This is a genomic window from Gaetbulibacter sp. PBL-D1 (genome assembly GCF_050509525.1).
In the GTDB taxonomy this organism is placed as follows: domain Bacteria; phylum Bacteroidota; class Bacteroidia; order Flavobacteriales; family Flavobacteriaceae; genus Gaetbulibacter_B; species Gaetbulibacter_B jejuensis.
Genome location: NZ_JBNWKB010000005.1, coordinates 1 through 18,990, shown reverse-complemented (window position 1 = coordinate 18,990; position 18,990 = coordinate 1). Strand labels below are relative to the sequence as shown.

The following is an 18,990-nucleotide window of genomic DNA, read 5'->3' as shown; positions in this document are numbered from 1 at the left end:
TTGGGTCGCTTTTTTTTATGCGTATTTTTTTCGTCTTAAGTACTTAAAGACAAAACCAAAAATGCCTAAAAGGAGCAGAGGTAATGCAATATTTATAAACTGCCATTTTGTTTTTTGTGCTTCAATTTTTTTGGAATCTAAGAACGCTATAGCAATTTCTTTTGTTCTAATATCTATAAGTTTATTGTCGTCTAAAAGGTAGTTAACAGCATTTTCTAAAAACTCCTTGTTACCAAAACTTTCACCTGTCCAACGATCAAAACCTAATTGTTGCGGCTTGTTTCTTACTACATCATTTTTAATAACGTCACCATCAGCAATGACAATAATTTTAGTAGCATCACTCTTCGTTCTGTCATTAGAAAGATTAAAAGGCTTTACTCTATTGTTATAAACCGATGTAAATTCACCTTCTAATAAAACAGCAAGTGGTTGTAATCCTTTAGTATATGTTTTTGGGTCAGGTTCTTGGGTAACAATATCTAAACTTATTTCTCTTGGTACACCATCTAGCTTGGTTAGTTGAGAGCTACGTAATAAAACAGTTTTTGAAATATCATCGTTTTTTAAAGTATCTATTTGGCTAGCAAAATCAAACTTTACCAAGTTTAAGTTGTTGGTTATTGCATGATTTGGATTACTAGCTGCTAATGGCGAATATTGCCATTGTATTGGTTGAAACTGAGCGTCACTACCTTCTCCAATAGCAAGAGTTATTGGTGCAGAATACATGTCGTTAACTAACACAGGATTGATGCGAACACCATATTTAAAGAAAAAATCATTTAGGTTCAAATCTCTAATAACAGCAATAGCTCTTCCTGAGTCGTTTAGCAAACTGTCTTTGTCCATAATAACCGATTCGGTAAGCCAAAGACTTTTTCCGCCATTCATAGTATATTGGTCTAAGACATATTTTTCTTCTTCAGTAAAAGGAATAGTTGGTTTTGCAGCTATTATTAAATCGAAACCTTTTAATTGCTCTAAGGTTTTTTGCGGATGGTTAGCAACACTATCCATAGTAAAAGGAGCAATGTTGTAATGCTCTTTAATGCTTGTTAAAAAATCTGCAATATATATGTCATTCAGCTCGCCATTACCTTTTAAAATGGCTATTTTCTTAGATTTTTCAGTGGTTAGTTTTTTAAATCCTTCGGCAAAAGCATATTCTAAATGTTGCACGGAATTGTTGATGCGTTCTTGGTCAGTAACTCCAATGCTGTTTTTTATTAATGGGATTTTTACGGTCTGCTCGTTGTAACTAGCCAAAGCCCATGGGAAAATTAATTCCTGAGACGATTTTCCATTTTCTTTTACGGTAAGTTGAAAGGGTTGTAAACCACGCTGTACCAATTGCTGAATGTTTTGGTCTCGAGATGTTTCATTCTCAATAGGATTAATAAAACTAAATTTAACGTTGTTGTTTTGAAGCGCAAACTCTTCCAATAACTGCTTGGTTTCAGTTTTAAGACGTCTAAATTCTGAAGGGAAATCGCCTTCAAGAAACACATCGATAATTAAAGGAGAATCTACATTTTCAACAGTGTTGAGTGCAGCTTTTGATAACGTATAACGTTGGTCTTGTGTTAAATCGAAACGTTTATAAATTGACTGTGTAAAGAGGTTTAAAACCAATAATCCTAAAGGTAATACCAACAAATGTAACCATTCTTTTTTATCAATGACTTTTGTGCCTATTCGTCTAGATGTTATGAGTACAAACAATACAATAACACTTATAAAATACAGTAAATCCCTAGTATCAATAACACCTCTACTAATGCTCTTGTAATGGTCGTCCATTCCTAATTTTTCAAGGCGAAAAGCATCACCAAAAAGATTAAAATTAGCTAAACCTTCAAACCCAAAATAAAAGAAGAAGCAAATAAACACAGCAATAATAAAAGCTACAATTTGATTGTCTGAGAGTGTTGAAGAAAATACACCTATAGCTGTGTAAGCAGCAGCCATAAGTAATAAGCCAAAATAAGAACCTGTAATACTCCCTAAATCTAAATTTCCTTCTGGACTTCCAAGTTTGTATATACTATACACGTATAATAGTGTTGGTAACAAGGCAATAAGTATTAAAACCAGTGCACCAACGTATTTGCCTAAAACAATTTGTAAATGACTTACAGGTTTAGTGAGTAGAAGTTCAAGTGTTCCTTGTTTTTTTTCATCACTAAAGCTACGCATAGTGACTGCAGGAACAAGAAAAATAAGTATCCAAGGTGCTAAAGTGAAAAAACTATTGAGGTCAGCAAACCCATTATCTAAAATGTTGAATTCACCTTTAAAAAGCCATAAAAACAATCCGTTGAGTAATAAAAAAATAGCGATAACCAAGTAACCAACTGGTGTTGCAAAAAATGAGGTAATTTCTTTTTTTAGAATTGCTAGCATTATCTTAGTTGAAAAGTTTAAAGTGGAAAGTTAAAAGTTTATTAGTAAATCACGAATTTTTTAGTTCTGTTTCTGTGATGAATTAATTTGTAATTTCAAATTTTATCAATCTAAACTTGCCAATTTATCTACACTCCAAGCTTCAGGTTTTGCATTAAAAAGAGGTTTGGTTTTACTCCAAATACCTTTAAATAAACTCGATTGTCGGTAGCGCTCTAAGTCGGCTTCGGTATTCCAATAACTATACGTAAAAAATACGTTTGTATTGTGCTTGTCTCTGTAAAGTTCTAAAAACTCACAGCCATCAAAAGCTCTAATATTGTGTTTACTTAACTCAAAGTTCGATAAGAATTCATCAATGTGTTTTGGCTCAAAGCTCATTTTTACAATTCGTACAAACATATTTAAGTTTTTGAAAAGTTAACCGTTACAGTATCTCGCATGCTTAATCCCATAAGTGTAGAGGCGCTACCAACAGTAGTAGGATTGCTTCTATAAACCGCAATTTCTAAATAACCTGAAGAGTTAAAAACAACCAATCCTTTTCCTTCATCATAGCGTTTATCTTCAGGAGTGTCAAAATTTACAACATCGCTATATCTGTTCAATATTTCTTTAAACTTGTAGTTACGAGCAGAAATTTCAAAGGCACGAGTTTTTTGTATAGATTCAAAAAATTTGCGTCTTATATTCGTAACTACGTTGCCATAATTGTCAATGTAAATAACACTACCAATAATCTGGTTTTTTTCATCATTTACAAAAGGCACTAAATCTCTAATAGGCTTAATTGTGTTAATAACTTTTCCAATCACTTCAAGTGTCCCTCCTCTGGCAATATGGCAAGCTACTTTTACAAACACATCTAAAACAGGAAAATTGGTTTCAATTTTATCATGGATATTAATCTCCACAATTTTTTCAGGAGCAATTTCGGCACATATCATACTCATTATTCCATTGTTGGCACATATAAAGTAATGGTCGTCTAGTTTTACTGCAATGTGCTTGTTTTCAGGGTTTAACTCAGAGTCGATGCCTATAAGGTGAATAGTTCCCTTAGGAAAACTACTGTATGCATTTTGAATAATGTAAGCCGCTTCAGGAACATTAAAAGGAGAAACCGAATGCGAGATATCAACAATTCTAACATCAGGAAGCTCACTATAAATTGCACCTTTAATAGCTCCTGCAAAGTGGTCTTTTTCGCCAAAATCAGTTGTTAATGTGATTATTGCCATGTAATAATTGTTGATATTTTTTTAATCTAACCTCGCTTAAAATTGTGTAGATTTGTTACTACACAAAATTAATAAAACAAAACAGATTAATTTATTAAATCAGGTACCTTTTGAATGAACTTATAATTGAATTAGAAGAAATAACTCCTAAAGAGTTTTTTGGAGCTCAAAACGTAAATATCGAACTTCTAAAAGAATACTTCCCAAAATTAAAAATTGTAGCTAGAGGAAATAAAATTAAGGCATATGGTGACGAAGACTTGCTTGAAGAGTTTGACCGTCGTATGACCATGTTAATGACTCATTTTGCTAAGTACAATAAGTTGGACGAAAATGTTATTGAGCGAGTACTTACCAGTCAAAGTAGTGACGATTATACAACGTCTGAACAAAGTGGAGAAACCATTGTGCATGGTGTTGGTGGAAGAATTATAAAAGCGCAAACCCTTAACCAGAGGAAGCTTGTTGAAAGCATGCGCAAAAACGATATGGTATTTGCCATTGGTCCTGCAGGAACAGGTAAAACTTATACAGGAGTTGCTCTAGCGGTTCAAGCATTAAAAAATAAAGAGGTAAAACGTATTATTTTAACAAGACCTGCTGTTGAGGCTGGTGAAAATCTTGGATTTCTTCCAGGTGACTTAAAAGAAAAATTAGACCCTTACATGCAACCGTTGTATGATGCGTTACGTGATATGATTCCTGCAGAAAAACTGGCTAGTTTTATAGAAAACGGAACGATACAAATTGCTCCTTTAGCCTTTATGCGTGGACGTACTTTGGATAATGCATTTGTGATTTTAGACGAAGGTCAAAACACTACTCATGCACAAATGAAGATGTTTTTAACACGTATGGGGAAAAATGCTAAGTTTTTACTAACTGGTGACCCTGGACAAATCGATTTACCACGTCGTACCATTTCAGGACTTAAAGAAGCCTTGTTAATTCTTAAAAATGTAGAAGGCGTAGGTATTATATTTTTAGATGATAAAGATGTTATTCGCCATAAGCTGGTAAAAAAGATTATAGCAGCATACAAGAGCATAGAAAATAGAGAATAAATTAAGTTGGTAGTTTTTTAGTCGCAGCCAACAAAAAATTAAATAGAGTTATCATTATATCGTATGTAATGATGATAAATTAAAGCAAATGTCACACAACACAATAATAGATACCAATTTTAATTTTCCTAATCAAAAAAGTGTATACAAAGGAAAGGTTAGAGAAGTTTATAATATTAACGACGAGCAGTTAGTAATGATTGCAACCGATAGGTTAAGCGCCTTTGATGTGGTGATGCCTAAAGGAATTCCTTACAAAGGGCAAATTTTAAATCAGATTGCAACCAATATGATGAAAGCTACTGAAGATTTGGTTCCTAATTGGCTAACAGCTACTCCTGATCCAAATGTTGCTGTAGGTCATTTGTGTGATCCTTTTAAGGTTGAAATGGTTATTCGTGGTTATATGTCTGGTCATGCTGCACGTGAGTACAAAGCTGGAAAACGACTGTTGTGTGGTGTGCCAATGCCTGAAGGGATGAAAGAAAATGATGCATTTCCTGAACCTATAATTACACCAGCTACAAAAGCAGAAATGGGAGATCATGACGAAGATATTTCTAGAGAAGACATTTTAAAACGCGGAATTGTATCAGAAGAAGATTACCTAGTACTTGAGGATTATACACGTAAGCTTTTTAAAAGAGGTTCTGAAATTGCTGCTGAAAGAGGATTAATTCTAGTAGATACCAAATACGAATTTGGAAAAACCAAAGACGGAAAGATTGTATTGATTGACGAGATCCACACTCCAGATTCTTCACGATATTTTTATGCTGACGGTTATCAAGAACGTCAGGATAGAGGAGAAGCCCAAAAGCAATTATCAAAAGAGTTTGTACGCCAATGGTTGATTGCAAACAATTTTCAAGGTTTAGAAGGTCAAACCGTTCCTGAAATGAGCGATGAGTATATTACAAGTGTTTCAGAACGCTACATAGAACTTTACGAAAACATTACAGGAGAATCTTTTGTAAAAGCTGATGTAAGTAATATACAAGAGCGTATTCAAACTAATGTATTGGCTTATTTAGGATAATAGTTTTTTTAACAATACTATTTGTCCAAGGTGATAGTAACTATGTTCTATCATAGCATCAATATTACGTTGGTAAGTTCCATATTTTTCATCTATAAAATTTTGGTTAAGCTTACTGTTAGGTAATTTTTCAATTAGTTCGATAAGACCTTCAGTATCTGTCCAAAATCTATTTAAAAAAGCATTCCATTGCTCTTGTGATTCTATTGGAGGAAAATCAAAACTGTATTGATCACGTATTTCTAGCGTACCACTTTCAAAAGCATGTTTTACACCAGCAATGTAGTAATGGATGTGTTGTGCTAACACAGCAATAGTGTTGAGCGATTTTACTTTGGCAACAGCAACAGTCCAATCTAAACCTTCTAGTTGGTGTTTGTAATTGGTGTTAGCAATCCAAGTTCCATTTAAAATAACTTCGCGTAAACGATTGGCGAGTTGTTGTGTTGAATTCATTTTATTGGTTTTCTGAAATCTCTTTCAGTTTGTTTAGTGCTTTAGGCCAAGTGTTATTAAAATAATCTGCGTAATTATCATCAGTATCCAATTCAACTTCTACTGTAGTGACACCATTGTTTTCTGTTAACGAATAGTTTTCAAGGCTTCCAGCCCATTTTTCAACTTGCTCACCAGAAGTAATTTCATGATCACCATCAAGAATTCCATAATGGCGAATGGACACGAATTTGGATGGGATATTTTCAGCAATCTCTGAAATCATTCCACCTTTTTTTCCGTTTTCATCAGTTCCAACGAAACACATTTTTTCACCTTTTTTCCAACTGCCTTCATAGGTTGAGGTTGGGTTAAATTCAGCTGTCCACTGCTCATAAGTGTTTTTGTTATTGATACCCAACATGGTTTCGTATACTTTTTGCGAGGAGGCATTTACTTGTGTACTAAATTTTATTTTTTTCATTTGTTTAGAGAATCATTAGTTACTAATATACGACATTTCAGTAATTATTTTTGGATTCTAAATCTCAATTTAAATTATACTTATCTTTATCAGCATAAAACATTTCATGGAACAACTCAACCAACTTATTTCAGATTTTGCTTCATATGCTTGGGGTTTGCCTTTGCTTATTTTGTTGATTGGAGGAGGTTTGTACTTGCTTGTCTTATCAAGATTTTTGCCTTTTCGGTTGTTTGGTCATGCTTTAAGTGTACTTAGAGGTAAATATGATAATCCTCATGATCCTGGAGAAATTACACATTTTCAAGCACTCACTACAGCATTGTCTTCCACAATTGGAATGGGGAATATAGCAGGTGTTGCTGTTGCAATATCCATTGGAGGTCCTGGAGCAGTATTTTGGATGTGGGTGAGTGCTATTATTGGTATGTCAACAAAATTCTTCACAGCTGCTTTAGCGATTATGTATCGTGGTAAAGACAGTCAAGGCAACTTACAAGGTGGACCAATGTATGTTATCGTTGAAGGTTTAGGCAAACATTGGAAACCCTTAGCAGTGTTTTTTAGTTTTTGTGGTATGGTTGGTGCATTACCTGTGTTTAATGTTAATCAGCTTACGCAAGCTATTAATGATATATTGTTACAACCAAATGGAGTGGAGGTGAATACTACCTCAAACCTTGTTATAGGTGGCGTTTTGGTGTTTTTTACTGCTTTGGTAATTATTGGTGGATTAAATAGAATTAGTAAAACAGCTTCAAAGTTAGTACCTGCTATGGTGTTGTTGTATTTTGTAATGGTGCTTTCAATTTTAATTTTAAATGCGAGTGAAGTACCAAAATATTTCTCGCTTATTTTTACTGAAGCATTTACAGCTCATCACTACACAGGAGATACATTTTTAGGAGGTGTAGTTGGCGGACTTATACTTTTAGGAATACGTAGAGGTGCATTTTCTAACGAAGCAGGTATTGGTACTGCGCCAATGGCTCATGGAGCAACTAAAACATCACAACCAGTTCGTGAAGGTTTAGTAGCTATGTTAGGTCCATTTATAGATACTATTATTGTATGTACACTTACTGCTTTAGCTATATTGGTAACTGGTGTTTGGAAAACTACTGATGCCAATGGAGTAAGCCTTACAGCTTTAGCTTTTGAACAAACATTTGCTTCAACAGGTAAATACATGTTGTTGTGTTGTATTATAGTTTTTAGTGTGTCATCTTTGTTTTCATATTCATATTATGGAACAAAATGTTTATCGTTTTTAATTGGAGCTAAAAACAAAAATTACTACAACATAGTGTATATACTTAGTATTATAATGGGAGCAACTACCTCACTAGCAATGATGATTAATTTAATTGATGGTTTTTTTGCTTTAATGGCATTTCCAACAATGATTTCTACGCTTATTTTAGCACCTAAAGTGGTTAAACAAATTAAAAGCTACACACAAACGCTAAAGACTTCTTCTGATAAATAAATGAATTATACTTGGTGTAATTCAGATGAAAAACGAGTGACTTTACTAAACTCGTTTCTGTAATTGCTTGGTGTAATTTTTTTGATTTTTTTAAATATCCTGTTGAAGTTGGATATGTTATTAAATCCACAATTGTAACTAATTTCGCTAACACTCATATCAGTATTTATAAGTTGTTTTGTAGCATAAATTAAACGAACATCATTTACATAGTTAATAAAAGTCTTACCTGCTCGTTTTTTTATAAAACGATTAAAAGAGCTTGTACTCATATTTACCAAGTTAGAAATTTCATCTAACGAAATTTTCTGGTGATAGTTATTATGTACAAAATCATGTACCAATTGTATTTTTTTACTGTTTTCATATTCGCTTATTTCAACATCGTTGTCAGTATTGAGTAGTCTATAGTCATCACTGTCAGCCAATGTTTGAAGTATTGAAAACAATTCAAAATAATCATTAATATTATTGTGTTCAGCTAAAGAGGTAAGCTGTTTTTCAAGTTTTAAAGCAGTTTCTGTTGAAAAATTTATGCCTTCCTTCGCTCTTAAGAACAATTGTTTAATGGCTTTAAACGCATTTAGATTCAGCAATTCATCAGTAAATAACCAATCATGAAACTGAATGGTTATCTCATCAACAGCATTACTTGTGCAGTTATGATGCTCCCAACCATGTTCAAGGTTTGAGCCTATAAGCGTCAATTCAATAGCGTCAATTTCTTCCATACTGTTACCAACAATACGTCGTATACCTTTACCATTTCTAATAAAATTAAGTTCGTACTCTGGGTGAAAGTGAATTGGAAAATCAAAACTTGGTTTGGTTCGATCAATAACCAAAAACACATCAAAAGGTTTTAGTTGGGTAATTTCTCTATGGATATTTTCGCACATGGTTCATTAAAAAAGCAGCCTTAATTTAGTAAAAATTAACCATTCCCAAAAACTAGTGCTTATTTTGATAGATTAATATTATGATTTGAAATTATTGTATAAGAATTAGTGAAAATGTTGATAGTTTAATAATTATTATTGGCTTTTATTTATAAATTGAAAATTAAAACAGTTTTTTATTATGAATAAACAAAACCCAGTAAAGTATTGGAAAGCCAATATTAAATACGTTTTAATCCTCTTAGCAATTTGGTTTCTGGTGTCTTATGGCGCAGGAATTTTATTTAAGGATGAATTAGATACCATACAATTAGGAGGCTTTAAACTTGGGTTTTGGTTTGCTCAACAAGGATCTATGTACGTGTTTGTCGTCCTTATTTTCGTTTATGTTAGATTGATGAATAAACTAGACAAAAAGTACGGATATGATGCATAATTTCTTCTTAAATGTAGATGTTCAAACATGGACCTACATACTCGTTGGTATTACATTTTCTTTATACATAGGTATTGCTATTTGGTCTAGAGCAGGCTCTACAAAAGACTTTTATGTTGCTGGTGGTGGCGTTTCTCCATTGGCAAACGGAATGGCAACAGCAGCCGATTGGATGAGTGCCGCATCATTTATTTCTATGGCAGGAATTATCTCTTTTAGTGGTTATGATGGTTCTGTGTATTTAATGGGTTGGACTGGTGGCTATGTGTTATTAGCCCTTTTACTAGCACCTTATCTGCGTAAGTTTGGTAAGTTTACAGTACCTGATTTTATAGGTGATAGATATTATTCTAAAACTGCACGTATTGTTGCTGTATTTTGTGCTTTGCTTGTGTCGTTTACTTATGTGGCAGGACAAATGCGTGGCGTTGGTGTTGTGTTTTCTCGTTTTCTAGAAGTTGATATTGATACAGGTGTTATTATTGGGATGCTTATTGTTTTGTTTTATGCTGTTTTAGGTGGAATGAAAGGCATTACTTATACACAAGTAGCGCAATACTGTGTACTTATTTTTGCATTTATGGTTCCTGCTATTTTTATTTCTATTCAAATGACAGGAAACCCGATTCCGCAATTAGGTTTTGGGGATACTTTAAGTGATGGTTCAGGAACTTATCTATTAGATAAATTAGATGGTTTAAGCACAGAACTCGGTTTTTCTGAATATACCAATGGCTCAAAATCTATGATTGATGTCTTTGCAATTACCTTGGCATTAATGGTAGGTACAGCAGGTTTACCGCATGTAATTGTTAGGTTTTTTACGGTAAAACGAGTTAAAGACGCTCGTAAATCGGCAGGTATTGCGTTGCTGCTTATTGTTATTTTATACACAACAGCACCTGCTGTTTCTGTTTTTGCTAGAACAAACTTAATTGAAACGGTTTCCAATCAACCGTATGCGACGGTTCCTGAATGGTTTAAAAAATGGGAAGCTACAGGACTTATTGCATTTACTGATAAAAATAACGACGGACTAATTCAATATGTAGCTGACGAATCTACAAACGAATTAACTGTAGATAGAGATATCATGGTGTTAGCAAATCCTGAAATAGCCAAACTGCCTAACTGGGTGATAGCTTTAGTTGCTGCTGGCGGACTAGCTGCAGCACTATCAACAGCAGCAGGTTTATTGTTAGTTATTTCAGCTTCTGTTTCTCATGATTTAGTTAAAAAGATTATCAAGCCTAATATTTCTGAAAAAGGCGAACTCATCGCTGCGCGTTTATCAGCTGTTGGTGCTGTTTGTGTTGCAGGCTATTTTGGGATTAATCCACCTGGTTTTGTAGCAGCTGTTGTAGCTCTTGCATTTGGGTTGGCAGCGGCATCCTTTTTTCCGGCTATTATTTTAGGAATCTTTTACAAACGAATGAATAAAGAAGGTGCTATTGCAGGTATGATTGTTGGTATTACAGCTATGTTGTTATACATGATTAAGTACAAACTAGGTTGGTTTGACGATGTTGTTCCTGATAAAAGCGAATGGTGGTTTGGTATTTCTCCTGAAGGGTTTGGAGCAGTGGCTATGGTACTTAATTTTGTAGTGTCTATAGTTGTTATGAAATTTACAAAAGCACCACCAGCTGAAGTTCAAGAAATTGTAGAAAACATAAGAATACCAAGTGGAGCAGGCGAAGCTGTTCAGCATTAAAACTATTTACTGATAGAGTTTTTAAACTGCTGTGGCGTCATTAATTCCATTTTTTTAAACTGCCTGTTAAAGTAGCTGGTGTTATTAAACCCAGACTTAAACGCTATTTCAGACATGCGTAAATCTTTGGTTTCCTTGATAAGCTTTTTAGAAAATTTAATTTTTTCAGAATTGATATAATCTATAGGAGACACACCGAGTGTGTTTTTAAACTTCTTATGAAAATGCGACGCGCTCATACATGCTTTTTCAGCAAGTAAATCTACGGTAATGTCCTTATTGGTTAGGTTTTGTTTTATGTATTTAATAACAAAACCTATACGTGTGTCGTTAAAAATACCATCAGTGTCATTCAATAAAAAAGCTTTTGCTTTGGTTTGTAAAAGCCTAACAATAAGCTCTTGAATCATTAAATCCAATAAAACATCTTTTGACGAAGTAGTATTAGTAAAAGTATGTACCAAACGCTCAACTAAATGGTTAACATCTACATTATTTATAAGGTGCGACGCGCTATCATCTAATTTCCAATTGTTGTTTTCGCTTTCAATAGTTACATGATGATTAAACTTTTCAACCACTTCATCAATTTTATCGCTATCTATTCCAAGCGCAAGACATTGCGTTGGGTCATTGGCTTTTGCCAACGGAAAATCAATAATCATTTCTTTATTAGTTGGCATCACAACAGATTCGCCTGGAAAAAAATCAAAAGACGGTAAGCCATCAATATGCATTATCTTTTTTCCGGTAAGCATGCTTGCAATTACAGGAAAATTGAAAGTTAACGATACCTTTTCGGCATATTCATGGGTTTCATAAATATTCAATTCGGCATAATCTGCATTGTAGGTAGTACGATTCTCTACCAAAGTGGTGAGCTTTCTATGGCTTTTATGATGTCTTAATAAATGATTCATACTCAATATTACAAAAATTGAACAAGTCTATTTTAGTGTTGATAGATATGTTCAACAATTTAATAAATATGTTCAATAAAATCAGAATATCATAAAATAACTTTATAAAAATTATCAATAACCTAAATATATAGGCTTTAAATTGTTTAAATGTTAAAATTTTTAACAATTCATCGTGATTGATAATTATCTGATTTTAAGCGAAATAATAATCTAAACTAAAAAAGTATGAGTTATTCAAAACCAAAGTTTAAAGAATCCTATGGAAATTTTATAAACGGAAAATTTATAGAACCATTAGATGGTCAATATTTTGAAAACCGATCACCAATAGATAATAGTGTGATTGCGAAATATCCAAGATCTCAAAAAGAAGACGTAGAATTAGCACTAGATGCAGCAAATGCAGCAAAAGAAAGTTGGGGAAATACATCTGCAACAGAGCGTGCAACCTTATTAAATAAAGTAGCAGATATTATTGAAGCAAATTTAGAAGAGTTTGCATTGGTTGAAACCTGCGATAATGGGAAAGCTATTAGAGAAACGCTTAATGCCGATGTACCTTTATCTGCAGACCATTGGCGTTATTTTGCGGCATGTATTCGTGCAGAAGAAGGAAGCGCAACAGAGCTTGATGAAAACACTTTATCAATGAACATTAAAGAGCCATTAGGAGTTGTTGGTCAAATTATTCCTTGGAATTTCCCGTTATTAATGTTATCGTGGAAGTTGCCTCCAGCTTTAGCAACAGGTAACTGTGTGGTATTAAAACCTGCAGAGCAAACGCCTTCTTCAGCAACTTTATTAATGGAAAAAATAGCAGATGTATTTCCTCCAGGTGTAGTAAACGTAGTTCATGGTTTCGGACCAGAAGCAGGAAAACCTTTAGCATCAAGTTCTCGTGTTGATAAAGTAGCTTTTACAGGAGAAACAACTACAGGACAATTAATCATGCAATATGCCTCTAAAAACTTAAATCCTGTAACTATGGAGTTAGGAGGTAAGTCGCCAAATATTTTCTTTAATAGTGTTATGGATGCTGATGATGCGTATTTAGACAAAGCTATAGAAGGTGCTGTATTATTTGCTTTTAACCAAGGAGAAGTTTGTACATGTCCATCACGTTTATTGGTACAAGAAGATATTTATGATAAGTTTATGGAGCGTGTTATTGCACGTACAAATGCTATTGTTCAAGACAATCCGTATGATGTAAATACCATGATAGGAGCACAGGCTTCAAACGATCAGTATGAGAAAATTCAGTCTTATCTAGAGATAGGAAAAGAAGAAGGTGCTAAAGTATTATGTGGTGGAGAAGCTAATAAATTGGATGGCGAACTTGCAAATGGGTTTTATATTAAGCCAACCATTTTAGAAGGTCATAACAAAATGCGTGTATTCCAAGAAGAAATTTTCGGACCTGTAGTGTGTGTGACTAAATTTAAAGATGAAGCTGAAGCTTTAGAGATTGCAAACGATACATTATACGGTTTAGGTGCTGGTGTTTGGACACGCGATGCACACCAATTATATCAAATACCTCGAGCTATTAAAGCAGGTCGTGTTTGGGTAAACTGTTACCATGCATATCCTGCTCACGCACCATTCGGAGGTTATAAAAAGTCAGGATTTGGTAGAGAAAATCATGTGATGATGATGGATTACTATCGTCAAAACAAAAATATGCTTATTTCTTATGACAAGAATAAGTTAGGTTTCTTTTAAATTAGTTAGTTTTATTTAGAAACTAAGGCTGAATGTATGTTCAGCCTTTTTAATATATTTAGGGTATGCAAAGAGTAGCAATTACAGAAAAAGCTGCAGCAGTGGTTAATCAGCTTAAAGAAAAACATGGTGAACTTATTTTTCATCAAAGTGGTGGTTGTTGTGATGGTTCTGCACCAATGATTTTTGAAAAGGATGACATGTATCTTGATGAGAGTGATGTGTTTTTAGGTACGCTTCAAGGTGTTAATTTTTACATGAATCAAGACCAATTTGAATATTGGAAACACACACACTTAACGATAGATATTACCGAAGGTAGAGGCGCAAGCTTCTCTTTAGAAATCCCTTTAGGACTCCGGTTTATAATTAAGTCTAGATTACTAACACAAGAAGAAGAAAACTATTTTAATAAAACGAAAACAGAATAAATAATGAGTAACTACCATATCAAACATTTAGAAGAATATTATCAAGTCTATCGTAAATCGGTTAGAAACCCAGAGGTCTTTTGGGAAGAAATAGCTGAAGAGCACTTCATGTGGCGAAAAAAGTGGGATAATGTATTAAGATGGGATTTTACAAAACCTGAAGTAAAGTGGTTTGAAGGTGCAAAATTGAATATTACCGAAAACTGTATTGATAGACACATTTATACGCGAGGCGATAAAACAGCTATTATTTTTGAACCCAATAATCCTGATGAAGACGCTCAGCATATAACCTATAGGCAATTACATGATAAAGTATGTCGGTTTGCCAATGTGCTAAAAGAAAAGGGGATAGGTAAAGGCGACAGAGTGTGTATTTACTTGCCAATGATTCCTGAATTAGCTATTTCAGTATTAGCTTGTGCGCGTATTGGTGCGATTCATTCTGTAGTATTTGCAGGATTTTCATCATCGGCTCTAGCAACAAGAGTTAAGGATTGTGATGCTAAAATGGTGATTACTTCTGATGGATCATATCGTGGCTCAAAAACAATTGACTTAAAAGGAATAGTTGACGATGCATTAAACGATTGTGAAGGAGTTGAATCAGTTTTAGTAGCTAAACGCATTCATTCTGAAATCAATATGAAAGAAGGACGTGACCACTGGTTGGAGCCACTGTTGGAAGAAGCTTATCACGACTGTGTACCAGAAATAATGGATGCCGAAGACCCTTTATTTATTTTATATACTTCTGGTTCAACAGGTCAACCAAAAGGGATGGTGCATTCTTCAGGAGGCTATATGGTGTATACAGCATATACCTTTAAAAACGTATTTCAATATAGAGAAAATGACATTTATTGGTGTACAGCAGATATAGGTTGGATTACAGGACACAGCTATATTGTATATGGTCCACTAGCTAATGGCGCAACAACAGTTATGTTTGAAGGTGTCCCAAGCTATCCAGATTATGGTCGATTCTGGCAGATTGTAGAAAAACATAAAGTAACCCAATTTTATACAGCACCAACAGCTATTAGAGCTCTAGCTAAAGAAGGAGTGGAGCACGTCGAAAATCATGATTTATCGTCTTTAAAGGTTTTGGGTACAGTTGGTGAACCTATTAATGAAGAAGCATGGCATTGGTATGATGATAATATAGGTAAACGAAAAGCGCCTATTGTAGATACTTGGTGGCAAACCGAAACAGGAGGTATAATGATAACACCTATTCCGTTTGCAACACCTACAAAACCTACCTATGCAACCTTACCGTTTATTGGGATACAACCAGCACTAATGGATGAACAAGGACAGGAAATAAAAGGCAATCAGGTAGATGGACGCTTATGTATAAAATTCCCTTGGCCAAGTATGGCAAGAACCATTTGGGGCAATCACCAACGTTATAAAGACACCTATTTTTCAGCTTTTGAAAATAAATACTTTACAGGTGATGGCGCGTTACGTGATGAAGTAGGATATTACCGAATTACAGGTCGTGTAGATGATGTTGTTATTGTGTCTGGTCATAACCTAGGAACAGCACCAATAGAAGATGCTATTAACGAGCATCCAGCAGTTTCTGAAAGTGCTATTGTAGGATTTCCTCATGATATCAAAGGAAACGCACTCTATGGATATGTTATTTTAAAAGAAACAGGAGAAAGCAGAAACCACGATAACTTACGTAAAGAAATAAACCAACTCATTACAGAGCAAATAGGGCCTATTGCTAAACTAGATAAAATACAGTTTACTAGTGGATTGCCAAAAACACGTAGTGGTAAAATAATGCGTCGTATTCTTCGTAAGATTGCTAGTAATGATACAGCTAATCTTGGAGATACAAGTACATTGTTAAACCCTGATTGTGTACAAGAAATTATGGATGGAGTGCTTTAATACACTAAATTCTATATGATAAACCGTTTCTGGAGAGAAACGGTTTTTTTTATGTCTTTCCTTGTCATTGCGAGTGCAACGAAGCAATCTCATCTTATTGTCACACAGAGCCTGTACCAAACTTTATTTGGCAATGCGGAAACCGTAGGTTCAGCGAAGCTAATCCATATGCTTTGTCATTCCGCACTACGATGCGGAATCCATATACTTAATCGTCATTGTTATTGCGAGGAGCGAAGCGACGTGGCAATCTCAACTTTCGTCTGTTCGAGTGTTTCAGCAGTAAAGTTGGAATGTATCGAGAACCATTCAATACCGTCATGCTGAATTCATTTCAGCATCTCATCTTATTGTCACACAGAGCCTGTACCAAACTTTATTTGGAAATGCGGAAACCGTAGGTTCATCGAAGCTAATCCATATGCTTTGTCATTCCGCACTTGATGCGGAATCCATTAGTTCAGCATTTCACACTGTTGTCATTGCGAGGAACGTAGCGACGAAGCAATCTCATCTTATTGTCAGTCTGAGCAAGCCTGTGCTGAGCGTAGCCGAAGTATTGAAGACAAAGAATGAAGCAATCTCATCTTATTGTCAGTCTGAGCCTGTCGAAGACAAATAACAAAGTAATCTCAGTTTTGTCATTCCGCGCTACGACGCGGAATCCATAATTTCAGTGTAGTTACTTTGTGCTGTCAGTTCAAGTGTTCCTACAGCAAAGCAGGAATGTATCGAAAACCCAAAAACTAAACCCAAATAAACCTTAAAACTATAAACTACTTTTTCTATTTTTACCAAAAGTACAGTTATGCACTTCCAACCACTTTTAAACTACATAGCAAAACACGTAGCGCTCACCAAAGAAGAAACCGATTATCTAGTGGAGCATTTACACTATCGTAGGTATTTAAAAGGACAATACATCCTTCAGCAAGGCGATGTGTGCAGAACCAGTTCGTTTATACTAAAAGGGTGCACCAAACTATTTTACGTAGACGATACAGGAACCGAACACATCATTATGCTAGGTGTTGAAGATTGGTGGACTTCAGATATTGGAAGTTTCATAAATCAAACACCTGCCGAATTCAACATACAGTGTTTAGAAGATACCGAGTTGGCACAATTTCATTATGACACTATCGAAGAGATCTTCGAACGTATCCCAAAGCTAGAGCGCTTTTTCCGTAAGGTAACCGAACGTGGTCTAGCAGCAGCCTTAAACCGAATTATCCGCAACTTTAGTATGACGGCTAAAGACCGTTATCTGTTCTTTAGAGCAACCTATCCTAAGATAGAACAACGCATTCCGCAGTACATGATAGCCTCTTATTTGGGTATTACCAAAGAGTTTTTAAGCAAAATAAAAAAACAGGTCGCTCAAGAAAGTTAAACTAGTTTAACCTTATTTTATAAACTACTTCATTTTTACCCTTACAATGTGTTGATAGTTTTGTAGTGTAATTTTTTAATCAAAAAAACCACAACAAAATGAACACATTAAAAACCACTGCAATTATAGCATTTGCAACATTTACAGCTTCAGTTGAAGCACAAGAACAAACCGTAAACACTTCAGAGAGTAAAGTCGTTTGGAAAGGCTACAAAGTAGCAGGATCTCACGAAGGGACTATTAAGATTGAATCTGGTACATTACAATTCAATGGCGAGCAACTTACAGGAGGCGAGTTTGTAATGGATATGACTAGCATTAACACCACAGACCTCGAAGGCGAGTACAAAGACCAATTGGACGGACACTTAAAAAGCGACGATTTCTTTGGTGTAGAGAATCATCCAACAGCTAAGTTGGTATTTACTAAAGTAACACCATCAGGTAAAAATGCTTACGATGTACAAGGAAGCCTAACTATAAAAGGCATCACTAACCCTATTAGTTTCACGTTGTCAGTTTACGGAAGTAAGGCCACTGTAAACTTAAAAATTGACCGTAGCCAGTACAATGTACGTTATGGTTCTAAAAGTTTTTTCAACAACTTAAAAGACAAAGCAATATATGATGAGTTTGATATTGTAGCAGACCTTCAGTTTTAAACCCTTAATAAATTAATAGCACTAAAACCGTTTTCTTCCCCAGAAACGGTTTTTTTTGTCATTCCTTGTCACTGCGAGAAGCATAGCAATGTGGTAGTCTCTTTTTTGTCACTGCGAGTATAACGTGGCAGTCTATTTTAAATGTATAGATTGCCACAGCCAAAAGGCTTCGTAATGACCCCATCATAAACGTCACTGCGAGTGCAACGAAGCAATCTCAACGTCATTCTTCACTGTCACTGCTAGAAGTGTAGAGACGCGGCAGTCTCATCCTTTTTTTTGTCACTGCGAGTATAACGTGGCAGTCTTTTTTAAACATATAGATTGCCACAGCCTAAAGGCTTCGCAATGACCCCATCATAAACGTCACTGCGAGTGCAACGAAGCAGTCTCAAAAATGAGTATATTGGTATTAATAACTAATATGTTATCAATGTCTTATGAAACCAGGCTTTATTTACATACTCACCAATTATAATAATACAACATTATATGTAGGTGTTACTTCAAATTTGATATTACGTGTGCAACAGCACAAAGCACAAAGTGATCCTAAGGCATTTACCACGCGTTATCGTATAAATAAACTAGTATACTATGAAGCGTTTCAAATGATTGGTGATGCCATAGGAAGAGAAAAACAATTGAAAGCAGGGAGTAGAGCGAAAAAAGAAGCGTTGATACAAGGTATGAATCCCGCTTGGGAAGATTTGTATGAAAAAGTTTTGTTAGAGTATG

At 34.7% G+C, this 18,990-nt stretch carries 18 protein-coding genes; 11 read left to right on the top strand and 7 right to left on the bottom strand.

Features of this window, described 5'->3' with window-relative positions:
* Positions 1-15 precede the first annotated feature (15 nt).
* The 3 genes from gldG to ACQ0RB_RS05390 form a co-directional block, all read right to left on the bottom strand.
* Entirely contained in the window at positions 16-2,406 is a 2,391-nt protein-coding gene (gene gldG, locus ACQ0RB_RS05400; protein WP_430497036.1) for a gliding motility-associated ABC transporter substrate-binding protein GldG, read from the bottom strand.
* A gap of 105 nt (positions 2,407-2,511) precedes the next feature.
* Complete coding sequence (locus ACQ0RB_RS05395; protein ID WP_131507404.1) at positions 2,512-2,808, bottom strand: putative quinol monooxygenase; 297 nt, start codon at positions 2,806-2,808, stop codon at positions 2,512-2,514.
* Positions 2,809-2,810: 2 nt separating this feature from the next.
* Positions 2,811-3,647: an SAM hydrolase/SAM-dependent halogenase family protein gene (locus ACQ0RB_RS05390; RefSeq protein WP_134200096.1), complete on the bottom strand. Its 837-nt coding sequence runs from the start codon at positions 3,645-3,647 to the stop codon at positions 2,811-2,813.
* 110 nt (positions 3,648-3,757) lie between these two features.
* Between ACQ0RB_RS05390 and ACQ0RB_RS05385 the strand changes: the two genes are divergently transcribed.
* Positions 3,758-4,711, top strand: coding sequence for a PhoH family protein (locus tag ACQ0RB_RS05385; RefSeq protein ID WP_131507400.1), 954 nt, complete (start codon positions 3,758-3,760; stop codon positions 4,709-4,711).
* A gap of 88 nt (positions 4,712-4,799) precedes the next feature.
* Positions 4,800-5,750 (top strand): phosphoribosylaminoimidazolesuccinocarboxamide synthase, encoded by a 951-nt coding sequence (locus ACQ0RB_RS05380; protein WP_430497033.1) that lies wholly within the window; start codon positions 4,800-4,802, stop codon positions 5,748-5,750.
* Here the strand turns inward: ACQ0RB_RS05380 and ACQ0RB_RS05375 are convergent.
* Together ACQ0RB_RS05375 and ACQ0RB_RS05370 are read right to left on the bottom strand one after the other, a co-directional pair.
* Positions 5,742-6,206, bottom strand: a complete 465-nt coding sequence (locus tag ACQ0RB_RS05375) for a DUF1572 domain-containing protein (protein ID WP_430497031.1) — start codon at positions 6,204-6,206, stop codon at positions 5,742-5,744. The two genes, ACQ0RB_RS05380 and ACQ0RB_RS05375, sit on opposite strands and share 9 nt — an antisense overlap.
* Before the next feature lies 1 nt (position 6,207).
* A complete protein-coding gene (locus tag ACQ0RB_RS05370; protein ID WP_129760704.1) occupies positions 6,208-6,669 on the bottom strand; it encodes an SRPBCC domain-containing protein in 462 nt (153 codons plus the stop codon).
* A gap of 106 nt (positions 6,670-6,775) precedes the next feature.
* On the opposite strand from ACQ0RB_RS05370, the gene ACQ0RB_RS05365 reads away from it, so the two are divergent.
* Complete coding sequence (locus tag ACQ0RB_RS05365) at positions 6,776-8,158, top strand: alanine/glycine:cation symporter family protein (protein ID WP_430497029.1); 1,383 nt, start codon at positions 6,776-6,778, stop codon at positions 8,156-8,158.
* Positions 8,159-8,163: 5 nt separating this feature from the next.
* On the opposite strand, the gene ACQ0RB_RS05360 is transcribed toward ACQ0RB_RS05365, so the two are convergent.
* Positions 8,164-9,057, bottom strand: coding sequence for an AraC family transcriptional regulator (locus ACQ0RB_RS05360; protein WP_262732975.1), 894 nt, complete (start codon positions 9,055-9,057; stop codon positions 8,164-8,166).
* Positions 9,058-9,238: 181 nt separating this feature from the next.
* Here ACQ0RB_RS05360 and ACQ0RB_RS05355 point away from each other — a divergent pair, with 181 nt between their 5' ends.
* Both ACQ0RB_RS05355 and ACQ0RB_RS05350 read left to right on the top strand, forming a co-directional pair.
* The gene (locus ACQ0RB_RS05355) at positions 9,239-9,493 is read left to right on the top strand and encodes a DUF4212 domain-containing protein (RefSeq protein ID WP_129760707.1); all 255 of its coding nucleotides are present in this window, start codon (positions 9,239-9,241) and stop codon (positions 9,491-9,493) included.
* Positions 9,483-11,207: a sodium:solute symporter family protein gene (locus tag ACQ0RB_RS05350; protein ID WP_430497026.1), complete on the top strand. Its 1,725-nt coding sequence runs from the start codon at positions 9,483-9,485 to the stop codon at positions 11,205-11,207. Before ACQ0RB_RS05355 ends, ACQ0RB_RS05350 begins: the two co-directional genes overlap by 11 nt.
* Before the next feature lie 2 nt (positions 11,208-11,209).
* Here the strand turns inward: ACQ0RB_RS05350 and ACQ0RB_RS05345 are convergent, their stop codons facing one another.
* Positions 11,210-12,127: an AraC family transcriptional regulator gene (locus tag ACQ0RB_RS05345; protein ID WP_430497024.1), complete on the bottom strand. Its 918-nt coding sequence runs from the start codon at positions 12,125-12,127 to the stop codon at positions 11,210-11,212.
* A gap of 228 nt (positions 12,128-12,355) precedes the next feature.
* Between ACQ0RB_RS05345 and ACQ0RB_RS05340 the strand changes: the two genes are divergently transcribed.
* The 6 genes from ACQ0RB_RS05340 to ACQ0RB_RS05315 all read left to right on the top strand — a co-directional run.
* The gene (locus ACQ0RB_RS05340; protein ID WP_430497022.1) at positions 12,356-13,855 is read left to right on the top strand and encodes an aldehyde dehydrogenase family protein; all 1,500 of its coding nucleotides are present in this window, start codon (positions 12,356-12,358) and stop codon (positions 13,853-13,855) included.
* 65 nt (positions 13,856-13,920) lie between these two features.
* Positions 13,921-14,286 (top strand): DUF779 domain-containing protein, encoded by a 366-nt coding sequence (locus ACQ0RB_RS05335; RefSeq protein WP_131507382.1) that lies wholly within the window; start codon positions 13,921-13,923, stop codon positions 14,284-14,286.
* A 3-nt stretch (positions 14,287-14,289) separates the two neighbouring features.
* Positions 14,290-16,197, top strand: a complete 1,908-nt coding sequence (gene acs / locus ACQ0RB_RS05330; protein ID WP_430497020.1) for an acetate--CoA ligase — start codon at positions 14,290-14,292, stop codon at positions 16,195-16,197.
* A gap of 808 nt (positions 16,198-17,005) precedes the next feature.
* Positions 17,006-17,590 (top strand): Crp/Fnr family transcriptional regulator, encoded by a 585-nt coding sequence (locus ACQ0RB_RS05325; RefSeq protein WP_335975143.1) that lies wholly within the window; start codon positions 17,006-17,008, stop codon positions 17,588-17,590.
* Between the two features lie 98 nt (positions 17,591-17,688).
* The gene (locus tag ACQ0RB_RS05320) at positions 17,689-18,252 is read left to right on the top strand and encodes a YceI family protein (RefSeq protein WP_129760714.1); all 564 of its coding nucleotides are present in this window, start codon (positions 17,689-17,691) and stop codon (positions 18,250-18,252) included.
* A gap of 440 nt (positions 18,253-18,692) precedes the next feature.
* A partial coding sequence (locus ACQ0RB_RS05315; RefSeq protein WP_430497017.1) for a GIY-YIG nuclease family protein occupies positions 18,693-18,990 on the top strand: 298 nt, incomplete at its 3' end.